The sequence below is a fragment of the Actinomycetota bacterium genome (assembly GCA_030776725.1).
Classification (GTDB): Bacteria; Actinomycetota; Nitriliruptoria; order Nitriliruptorales; family JAHWKO01; genus JAHWKW01.
On record JALYHG010000124.1, the window covers coordinates 1 to 10,138 of the forward strand.

Annotated in this window: 10 protein-coding genes and 1 tRNA gene; 2 read left to right on the forward strand and 9 right to left on the reverse strand. The window is 71.6% G+C overall.

Annotation, left to right across the window (positions count from 1 at the left end; all coding sequences use genetic code 11):
- Positions 1-352, forward strand: a 352-nt coding sequence (locus M3N57_05850; protein ID MDP9022220.1) for a hypothetical protein, incomplete at its 5' end; no start/stop codon positions are given.
- A 21-nt stretch (positions 353-373) separates the two neighbouring features.
- On the opposite strand, the gene M3N57_05855 is transcribed toward M3N57_05850, so the two are convergent.
- The 8 genes from M3N57_05855 to M3N57_05890 all read right to left on the reverse strand — a co-directional run bounded on the left by M3N57_05855 (position 374) and on the right by M3N57_05890 (position 9,538).
- Positions 374-727, reverse strand: coding sequence for a hypothetical protein (locus M3N57_05855; protein MDP9022221.1), 354 nt, complete (start codon positions 725-727; stop codon positions 374-376).
- A 4-nt stretch (positions 728-731) separates the two neighbouring features.
- Entirely contained in the window at positions 732-2,504 is a 1,773-nt protein-coding gene (gene pknB, locus M3N57_05860) for a Stk1 family PASTA domain-containing Ser/Thr kinase (GenBank protein ID MDP9022222.1), read from the reverse strand.
- Between the two features lie 123 nt (positions 2,505-2,627).
- Positions 2,628-4,181 (reverse strand): Stk1 family PASTA domain-containing Ser/Thr kinase, encoded by a 1,554-nt coding sequence (pknB, locus tag M3N57_05865; GenBank protein MDP9022223.1) that lies wholly within the window; start codon positions 4,179-4,181, stop codon positions 2,628-2,630.
- Positions 4,178-5,665, reverse strand: a complete 1,488-nt coding sequence (locus M3N57_05870; protein MDP9022224.1) for a penicillin-binding transpeptidase domain-containing protein — start codon at positions 5,663-5,665, stop codon at positions 4,178-4,180. The genes pknB (M3N57_05865) and M3N57_05870 overlap by 4 nt, the downstream gene beginning before the upstream one ends.
- A complete protein-coding gene (locus M3N57_05875; protein ID MDP9022225.1) occupies positions 5,662-7,011 on the reverse strand; it encodes an FtsW/RodA/SpoVE family cell cycle protein in 1,350 nt (449 codons plus the stop codon). The genes M3N57_05870 and M3N57_05875 overlap by 4 nt, the downstream gene beginning before the upstream one ends.
- Positions 7,008-8,240 carry a Stp1/IreP family PP2C-type Ser/Thr phosphatase gene (locus tag M3N57_05880; protein MDP9022226.1) on the reverse strand — a complete coding sequence of 411 codons (1,233 nt, stop codon included), beginning with the start codon at positions 8,238-8,240 and terminating at the stop codon, positions 7,008-7,010. The genes M3N57_05875 and M3N57_05880 overlap by 4 nt, the downstream gene beginning before the upstream one ends.
- A gap of 76 nt (positions 8,241-8,316) precedes the next feature.
- The gene (locus tag M3N57_05885; GenBank protein ID MDP9022227.1) at positions 8,317-8,778 is read right to left on the reverse strand and encodes an FHA domain-containing protein; all 462 of its coding nucleotides are present in this window, start codon (positions 8,776-8,778) and stop codon (positions 8,317-8,319) included.
- A gap of 43 nt (positions 8,779-8,821) precedes the next feature.
- A complete protein-coding gene (locus M3N57_05890; protein MDP9022228.1) occupies positions 8,822-9,538 on the reverse strand; it encodes a DUF3662 domain-containing protein in 717 nt (238 codons plus the stop codon).
- A gap of 289 nt (positions 9,539-9,827) precedes the next feature.
- On the opposite strand from M3N57_05890, the gene M3N57_05895 reads away from it, so the two are divergent.
- Positions 9,828-9,911, forward strand: a tRNA-Leu gene (locus M3N57_05895).
- Between the two features lie 18 nt (positions 9,912-9,929).
- Here the strand turns inward: M3N57_05895 and M3N57_05900 are convergent.
- Positions 9,930-10,138: hypothetical protein (locus M3N57_05900; GenBank protein MDP9022229.1), on the reverse strand; the 209-nt coding region annotated here is incomplete at its 5' end.

Consider the following 10,138-nt stretch of genomic DNA (forward strand, 5'->3'; position numbering starts at 1 on the left):
GGGTGAGGACGCGCCGGTCCCGTGGGTGGTGGAGCTGCTCCGCGCTGACCACGGCGACGCCGCGAAGCTGATCGTGACCGGCCGTCCCGACGACTACCGCGAGGTCTGCGAGCGGTGGCTCGCAGAGCACGACGTCCCCTACGACCAGCTGCTGATGCGCCGCGGCGGTGACTTCCGCCCCGACCACGTGGTCAAGGCCGAGCTGTACGAGCGCCACATCCGCGACCGGTTCGACGTCGCGTTCGTCGTCGACGACCGGCCCGCCGTCGTTCAGATGTGGCGGGCGCGTGGCCTGCACGTCGTGCAGCCCACCGACCCCGGCCTGGCGCCGCTGCGCGCGTCGGCGACCTGACGCCCCGCCATGGACGCCAGGTCAGCCGCAGTTGCGGCTGGTGTAGTCGGCGATCCGTTGCCGTGCCGCCTCCGCGTCGGCGTGCGGTCGGTACTCGTCGGCGACCACCAGGCCGACGTCGTCGCGGAGCTCGTCCGGGGCGTTGGCCAGGAGCACCACCTGCACGTCATGGGCGTGCTCGCCCGCCTGCCTGCCATCCTCGTGGGCGTGGCCGCCGTCCTCGTGGGCATGCCCGTCGCTGGCATCAGCATCCCGGTCGCCCTGCTGAGACTGCTGGGTATACGTCCCCCAGGCGTCGCAGAACGCTTGCAGCGAGGTGTCCGACCCGCCGCAGGCCACCGACGCGGCCGCGACCACAGCGACGATCCACCGCATCACGTCACGTTCCGCCCGGGTCGATCGGGAGTTGCACGGCCTCGGTCGGTGACGGCGACGGGCTCGGCGTCGCCGTCGGTGACGGAGACGGTGACGGGGTCGGTGGCTCCTGCGGTCCCTCGCTGACCACGATCGTGACCTCCGAACCCTTCCGCGCGGGCTGGTTGCCGTCGGGATTCTGGCGGATCACGCGACCGCGGTCCACGGCCGGGTCGAACTCGCGGACCACGAGCACCTTGAAGTCGCGCTCCTCGAGCTGGAAGCGGGCCTCCGACTCGGTCTGCCGCACCACGTTGGGCACGATCTCGGTCTCCTGACCGGCGCTGACGATCAGTGTCACGGTGGAGTTCTTTGGTACCTGCTCGCCGCCGGGTGGGTCGGTGCCGATCACCCGGCCACTGGGCACCTCGTCGGAGAACTCCTTGACCCGGTCACCGACCGACAGGCCAGCTTCCCGGATGGTGGCGATGGCGTCCTCCTCGGCCGAGCCGCCCACGTTCGGCACCGTCACCGGCTGCACGCCACGCGACACGGTCAGCACGACGACCGCGCCGTCCTCAACCTCGTTGCCGGGGGCAGGGTCCTGATCGACCACGTGCCCGTCCGGGATCGTGTCATGGTAGACGCCGTCCGGTGCGGTCCGCGGCGTCAGCCCGTACGCCTCGAGGGTCCCGTAGGCGTCCGTGATCGGCTCGCCGATGACCCTGGGCACGGTCCGTGTCAGGGTGGCGTCACCGCTGAGCAGCGAGGCCAGCAGCCACAGCCCTCCGGCGAACGCCAGGACCGTGACGATGCCCAGCGCCAGGTACCCGACCGTGCGGCGGCGGCGCTGCTGTGTGGCGGTCGGCGGGGGTCTGCGCGGGGCGAGTTCCGACTCGATCACCGCGGTGTCGTCGGGCAGGAGCACGGCGGGAGCATCGACCGACTCGCCGGCGTGGGCCCGCACGAGGTCGTCGCGCATCGCCTCCGCGCTGGCGTAGCGGTTCGCGGGGTTCTTGGCCACCGCCTTCATCGCGATCGCCTCCGCCGCCGGGGAGACGTCCGGGTTGCACTCGCGGGGCGGTCGGGGCTGCTCCTGGACGTGCTGGTAGGCCACACCCACCGCGCTGTCTCCCTGGAAGGGCGGGCGCCCGCTGAGCATCTCGTACAGGACGATGCCCAGGGAGTAGATGTCCGAGCTGGCGTCCAGCCGGGCGCCCTGTGCCTGCTCCGGCGAGAGGTACGCGGCCGTGCCGAGCACCGCGGCAGTCTGGGTGACGGTCTCGGCGTCGATCGCCCGCGCGATCCCGAGGTCGGTGACCTTCACGTCGCCGTTGTCGTCGATCAGGATGTTGCCGGGCTTGATGTCACGGTGGATGATCCCGCGGCCGTGGGCGTACGCCAGCGCGGAGCAGACCTCCGCGCACACCTCGAGTGCCCGCTCCTCGGTGAGCCCGCCATGCGACATGATCTGTTGCAGCGAGCGGCCGTGGACGAGCTCCATCACGATGAACGGCAGACCGTCGTGCTCGCCGGTGTCGTACACCGCGACGATGTTCGGGTGGTTGAGGGCTGCGGCCTGCTGGGCCTCGCGGCGGAACCGCTGCTGGAAGTCCGGGTCGTCGTGGAAACGTGCCGACAGCAACTTGACGGCGACGGGGCGGTCGAGGACCTCGTCGTGGGCCGCCCACACCTGGGCCATGCCGCCCCGGCCGATGCGGCGATCCAAGCGGTAGCGGCCACCGAGCAGGAGTCCCGCACCGGGCACGGCGGAGCCACCACGGGTCTGCGAACTCACGATCCGGCTCGTTCCACGTCGGATGGCGGCGCAACCGTATCAGGAGGCGCTGCTGCGGTGGCTCTTCCGGCGGCCTCAACCCGCTGGGCGGCCGTGCGCCGTGACGGGACGTGTCGTGTCCGCCTACGTCTGGCCTGGCGGCTTCCCCGCCTGGCCCGGCGGCTCCCCCGCCTGGCCTGGCGGCTCGCCTCCGTGGCCCGGTGGCTCGCCTCCCTGACCGGGGGGCTGCCCCGGTCCGTTCCCCGGTCCGCCGGGTGCCTGTTGCGGGGGTTGGTCGGGCTCGTCGACTGGTTCCTGCGCGTCTCCGCCCGGTTGGTCTGTGACGTCGGCTGGTGCGGTGGTGGTGTCGGGCGGTTCGGTGGGGGCGGTCGTGGCGGGCTCAGGCGGTCCCGACGAGATGGTCAGCTGTACCACCGTGCCGGGCGCCACCTCTTGTCCCTCGCCAGGCTCAGCTGCGGCGACGTGTCCGGTGGGGATGTCGCTGTGGGGTTCGGCACCGGCCCGCTGACCCGACAGACCGCGGGCATCCAGGCGCGCCAACGCGAGGTCCAGCGGGGCGCCGACGACGTCGGGGACCCTCACCACCTCGACGCTCGTGTCCTCCCCGGTGGTGACCAGCAGCGCCGCGATGCCGGCGGCAGCCACCAGCAGCGCCGCCGCGACGAACGCCAGCAAGGGCCGGCGCCGCTCGTCGCCGTCACCGCCGTCCGGGTCAGCGACCGGTTCGAGCGGGGCGGTGTCGCTCACACGTTCGAGCATCCGCGCCGCAGCCTCACCAGCAACCCCTGCCGCCGCGGCGCGGGCGGCGGCGTGGTCGGCCACGACCGGCTCGCCGTGGCGCACCGCCAGGAGGTCGTCGCGCATCGCCTCCGCTGACGGATAGCGGTCGGCGGGGTCCTTGGCGAGGGAGGTCAGGACGACCGCCTCGAGCTCCGGCTCGATGCGCGGGGTCCGGTCACGTGGCGGCCGGGGGGTGTCCGAGACGTGCCTGAGCGCGACCTGAACCAGGGAGTCGCCCGTGAAGGGTGGGCTGCCGGTGAGCATCTCGTACAGGACCGTCCCCAGCGAGTAGACGTCGGAGCGGGCGTCGACCGGGGCGCCCTGGGCCTGCTCCGGTGAGAGGTACGCAGCGGTGCCCAACACCGACGTCATCGCCAGGGTGTCGCCGCCGACGGCGTACGCGATGCCGAAGTCGGCGACCTTCACGGTGCCGTCGTCGGCGACGAGGATGTTGGCGGGCTTGATGTCGCGGTGGACCAGACCGGCGTCGTGGGCAGCACCGAGCGCGGCGCACACGTCGGTGCAGATCTCGAGTGCACGATCGGGTGCCAGTCCCCCGTCGATCAGCGCGTCGAGGGATCGGCCGTCCACCAGCTCCATCACGAGGTAGGGCCGCCCGTCGTCTTCGCCGTAGTCGTGGACCGCGACGACGTTGGCGTGGTTCAACGTGGCGGCCGCCCGCGCTTCACGTTCGAAGCGGGCAAGGGACTGCTCGTCGTCCGCGAACAGCGGCCGCAGGACCTTCACCGCCACGTCACGGTCGAGGCGTTGGTCGCGGGCGGCGAAGACCTCCGCCATGCCGCCGTGCCCGATCGGTCGCTCCAGGCGGTACCGGCCGCCCAGGACCTGACCTATCCAGGCCGGGGGAGAGTCCGGCCGCGGTGACGGTGGGGTCATCCGCCGGTCCGCTGCAGGGCAGCGGCCATCACCGCCCGTGCCATGGGAGCCGCCAACCCGCCGCCGGTCGCCCCCTCCCCGGCGTTGGGCAGCACCACCGCGACCGCCACCCGCGGCACCGGCGCCCCGCCACCCGGGTCCGGTGTCGCGGCGAACCCCGCGAACCACACGTGCGGGGTGATCCGCTGACCGGGGTCGGCCGTCCCGGTCTTGCCGCCCACCGTCGCCCCATCGATCTGGGCGCGGCGACCGGTGCCGTCGCGGACGACCCGCACCATCAGGTCGGCGAGCTTGGCAGCGTTGTCCTCGGTCATGGCCTGGGCGGTGAACGCCCCGTCGATCCAGGGGCCGCTGTCGGCGCCGCGGACGCGCCGGCCGCTGCGGTCGAGGACCTCGGCGACCACGTGCGGGCGCATCAGCACCCCGCGGTTGGCGATGGCCTGCACGACCATCGCCGTCTGCAGGGCGGTGGCCTGCACGTCGAAAGCGCCGAGCGCCGCCTGGGCGGCCTGCGGCGGGTCGAGGTCGTCGGGGATCACGCTCTCGACGACGGGCAGCTCGTAGGGAGGACGACGGTTGAAGCCGAACTTCTCCGCCTGTTCGACCAGCGCGTCCGCGCCCAGCTCGACCCCCAGCCGGGCGAAGACGGTGTTGCACGACACGACCAGCGCCTCGGCGAGCGTGAGCGTCCCCCCGCCACGGCAGGTCCCGCCGCCGTAGTTGCGGATCGCGTGGGTCGTGCCTGGCGGGCTGTAGCCGGCGACGTCCTCGAACGCGGTGTCGACGCTGAAGCCGTGTTCGAGTGCGGCTGCGGCCACGATGAGCTTCATGGTGGAACCCGGCTGGTAGCGGCGCTGGGTCGCCCGGTTGGCGAGCGGCTCGTCGGGGTGGTCGTTCAGCTGCTGCCAGTAGGTCCGGATCTGCTGCGGGTCGTGGCTGGACAGCAAGTTCGGGTCGTAGGTCGGGTTGGAGACGTGCGCCAGGACCGCACCGGAGATCGGGTCGAGTGCCACGATCGCGCCGGGGCGGTCGCCCAGCGCGTCGCGTGCCGCCTCCTGCGCCGCGGGGTCGACGGTCAAGCGGATCACGTTTCCTGCCGGGTCCTGGGCGCCGAGCAGCTGCGCCAGGTTCTGTGCCAGCAGATCGGTGGGGGTCCCGGTCAGCGTCTCGTTGAGCGCCGCCTCCAGGCCCGCACGCCCGAAGATGACGGAGTAGTACCCGACCAGGTGGGCGTACAGCCGCGCCGGGTCGTACCGGCGCAGGTACTTCAGCTGGTGGTCCGTCTCGACGCTGAACGCGATCCGTTCGTCTCCGACCACGATCGGCCCGCGCTGGATCCGGTACTCCTGGATCAGCAGCCGGTGGTTGGCGGGGTGGTTGACGAACTCGTCGGCGCGGATCAGCTGGATGACGTTGAGGTTGACGAACAACGCGCCGAACAGCACGAGCATGACGGTGGCGACGCGACGCACCTGGCGGGTCACGATGGGCCCCTGCGGGCGGCGGCGCGTCCCATGCGCGCCGTGCGGCGGGCCGAGTCACTGACCCGCAGCAGCAGCGCGATCAACAGGTAGTTGGCGATCAGGCTCGAGCCCCCGTACGAGACGAACGGCAGCGTGATGCCGGTCAGCGGGACCAGCCGCGTGATCCCACCGACGATGACGAACACCTGCAACGCCAAGATCGTCGACAGCCCGGCAGCCAGCAGCGTGCCGACCTCGTCGGTGGCGGTCAGCGCCGCCTTGTAGCCGCGAGCGACCAGCAGGACGAAGCACACCAGCGCCGCGGTGGTGCCCAACAGCCCCAGCTCCTCGCCGAGGACCGCGAAGATCGCATCGGTCGCGGCGGCGGGGATGTCGGGCTGGCCCAGACCCAGTCCCGTGCCGGTCACCCCCCCGGTGCCCAGCGCGAACAGGGACTGCACCAGCTGGTAGGCCTCATCGTTGATCCGTTCGGGCGCCCACGGGTCGAGCCAGATCGTGAAGCGCTGCCGCACGTGACCGAACGTGGCGTAGGCCAGGGCGCCGGCGGCCGCGAACGTGGCGATCCCCACCGACGGGTAGGCCAGACGCCCCGTCGCGATGTACAGCATCGCGACGAACACCCCGAAGAACAGCAGGCTGCTGCCGAGGTCCCGTTGCGCCACGAGGATCGCCACCCCTCCCAGCGCGGCCACCAGGACGGGAGCGAGGTGGCGGACGGGCGGCAGCAGCACCGGACCGATGCGGGTGGTGGCCACAGACAGCAGCGCGCGCTTGTCCTCGAGGTACCCGGCGAGGAACACCACCATCGCGATCTTGGCCAGTTCACCCGGCTGGAACGTCACCGGACCCAGGTCGACCCACAACCGGGCGCCGTTGATCTCCCGCCCGATCTCCGGCGTCATCGGCAGCAGCAGCAGGACCAGCGCGGCGAGCCCCGCCGTGTACCGGTAGCGGGCCAGCTGCCGGTGGTCGGTGACCGCCAGGAGCGTGAGCGCGAACAGGCCGATGCCGACCACCGTCCACGTCGTCTGGGCGATGGCGAGGTCGGTGTCCTGGGCGAAGTCGACGCGCCGCACCAGCACCAGGCCCAGACCGTTCAACAAGAACGCCACCGGCAGGATCACCGGGTCGGCGAACGGGGTGAGGCGCCGCACCGCAAGGTGAGCCACCACCGCCAGTGCGGTCAGCGCCCCGCCGTAGGCCAGCGTCCCGGCGGGCAGGTCGCCGGCGGCCGCCACTCCCATCAAGGCGTACGCGCCGAGCACCACGACAAGCGCCAGGAGGAGCAGTTGCCGCTCCCGGGTGCGCGCCTGCTCGGCGATGGAGGCTGCCGAGCCGCCGTTCACGACGCGGTCTGGGTCGGCGTCGGCGTCGTCCGAGGTTGGGAGTCCTGCGGCGTGGTCCGGCTCGGGGCGTTGTCGACGATGTAGCGGGCGTCGAGCAGGTCGGCCGCGGGGATGCCCTCCTCCAGCTGCCGGACGTACCAGGGGGGGACGTCTCGGACGGTCAGCTCTGTGGTCTCGGCCACCCACGACAGCTCGACGGGACCCAGCTCGGCCGGGATGCCGTGGTAGATCGCCACGCGGTCAGCGTCGAGCCCGACGAAGAACGACCGCGACAGCAGCCACCAGCCTCCCAGCGCGGCCACGACGATCAACGCGATGACGGCGCCGATCACGGCTGCGACCCGTTGCCCACGCCCCGATCGGGTGGTCTCGTCGGCGCTGCCCACGGCGCCCGGCAGCTGCCCCCCGAGGGTCCCCAGATGGCCCAGCCGGTCCGCCCAGTCCTCCTCCAGCCGCTCGGCGTGGGCGTCGGTCCGGATCACCTTCGCGGTTCCGTCGTCGGAGTCCACCCCCCCGTAGCGCAGCAGCACCACCGTGATGTTGTCGGGACCGCCTGCTTCGTTGGCCAGGTCGATCAGACGTTGGACCGTCGTCTCGGGCCGGTGACCGGCGTTCAGCGTCGCGAGGATCTGGTCGTCGGAGACCGGGCCGGTCAACCCATCGGAGCACAGCAGGACCTGGTCGCCGGCGGCCAGGTCGATCGTGAGGGTGTCGACGTCCAGCTCGACGTCCACGCCGATCGCCCGGGTGACGATCGACCGCTGCGGGTGGCGGGCGGCCTCCTCCTTGGTGATCTGGCCTTCCTCGATCAGGTGCTCCACCAAGGTGTGGTCGCGGGTCAGCTGCGTGACGTCGCCGTTGCGGGCCAGGTAGGCACGCGAATCGCCGACGTGGCCCACATGCAGCCGCCGTCCCTCCACGATCGTCGCCGTCAACGTCGTCCCCATCCCGTGCAGGTCGGGTTCGTCGGCGGCCTTGCGAACGACCGCGGCGTTGGCCGCGAGGATCGCGTCGAGCAACGCGGCTCGAGCGCTGGCGGCGTCGGAGTAGACCTTGCCGTCCAGACCCTGGATCGGCAGCAGCGCGGTCGCTGCGGCGACGTCACCGGCCAGGTGTCCACCCATCCCGTCCGCGACGGCGAAGACCCTCTCGCCGGCGTAGTACGAGTCCTCGTTGCGGGGGCGTACCCGACCCTTGTGGGTGGCAGCTGCCGTCTCCAGGCGTATCACCGGCTCCCTCGCGCGCCGGTCGCCCGTTGCGGCTGTGGCCCCCGTGGTCCGTCCGGTTGTCCGTTCGGGGCGCCGGTCATCGACGGACCTCAACGCGGGTCTTGCCGATCCGTACCTGGTCGCCTGCGGCGACGGGGGTGGCCTGGGACACCTTCGCACCGTTGAGGTACGTGCCGTTGGTCGATCCCAGGTCGCGGACGACCCAGCCGTCGCCGTTGGGGGCGACGATCGCGTGCTCGTCCGACACGTAGACGTCGTCGAGCGTCACCGTCATCCTCTCGCTGCGACCGAGGGTGACCGCCTCGTCACGAAGCGGGATGACGCTCGGCCGTCCGTCCGGGGGGTGAACGACGAGCTCGCGTGGCGGGCGGCGGTTGCTGCGCTTGGGGGACGAGCCGGCCACGGCCGGCCGGGGACTGCTGGCGCGGCGACGGGGACCGTACAGGTCGGCGGTGACGGCGCGGATGGCCTGCACCAGGAACAGGTACAGCAGCGCCAGCAGGACCAGCTTGAGCAAGGTGAGCAGCGCGATCGGCACGGTCGGTGGTCACCTCGGGGCAGCAGGGACGGTGGGCACGCGGTCACCCTTCGACGAGTTCAACGACGGCTTCGCCGAGTTCGATGCGGTCTCCGGCGCGGATCGTCCGCTCGTTCGTCTCCGTGCCGTTGACGCGGGTTCCGTTGGTCGAGTCCAGGTCCACCACCCACCAGTCGCTGCCGCGCCGAACGAACGCGGCGTGCTGGCGGGACACCGTGGGATCGTCCAGGTGGATGTCGCAGTCCGAGCGGCGGCCGGCGACCATCCGGGTGCCGGACAACCGGATCTCGGCTCCACGCTCGCTTCCGCTCACGACCCGGAGCGACGCCCGACGCCCCGGCGGAGGCGGACGTTCCTCGAGGTCGGTGACGGCTCCTGTGGCGTCGGGGTCAACGGCTTCGACCCGTCCGGCGAGCTCGTAGGTCCCGTATCCGACGTCGTCGGCCGGTTCGATGCGGACCAGAGCTGGCCCGCGGAGCAGCCAGTCGTTCTCCGCAGCTGTGCCCAACACGACCTCGCCGAGCTCCTTGCGGAGTCGCTCTCCGAACGTCGACAGTCGTTCGATGTCCTTGGGGTTGAGGCGGAAGCGGTAGACGTTGGGCACCACGACCCCGTCCTCGGTGACGTGCCGGTTCCCGGCGGCGTAGCGCCGCAGGGCCTTGGCCAGCTCGATCGGTTGCAGCCCGGAGCGGAACGCGCGGGCGAAGAAGCCCTCGACGGCGTCTTCGAGCCGTCGCTCGAAGTCGTTCAGTACGCCCATCGGCGTCCTCACTGCACCAAGGCGACGTCCACGAACCCGTGGCTGCGGCGTCTGCACGCACCGCAAGCTAGGGCGGACCCGGTCGCCCTCCGGGCCCGCCCCCTGTTCCCTCAATGGAACGCGCGACCCTATCCGAGACGCCAGCCGACCACCTGTCCGAACGGGTAGCGTGGAGGCGACGCTGCGTCAGCGACGCGCTGAGGGCCATCCGGCCGGTCGCTGTCGCACACACGGTCGTCGGCCGGTGCGTCGGACGGTACGCTCCCGGTCCGGCGTACCCCGCCGTCACGGGCGAGTGGCGGAATTGGCAGACGCGCACGGTTCAGGTCCGTGTCCCCGAGAGGGGGTGGAGGTTCAAGTCCTCTCTCGCCCACTTCACAGCTACACCCCTCTAGCCAGTCGAATCTTGCAGAATCGGGTATCCGGCTAGAGAGGCGATTCGGAGCGTTTTCGGTCCCCGTGACACCATATTGACACCATCAGCGGTGTCACCGGCCGAAGATGGCTGCGGCGGTGATCTCGGCGCGGTGGCGTCGTCGCCTTCGAGGGCGTGGGCGTAGATCTGCATGGTGATGGCGGGGTCGGCGTGGCCGATGCGTT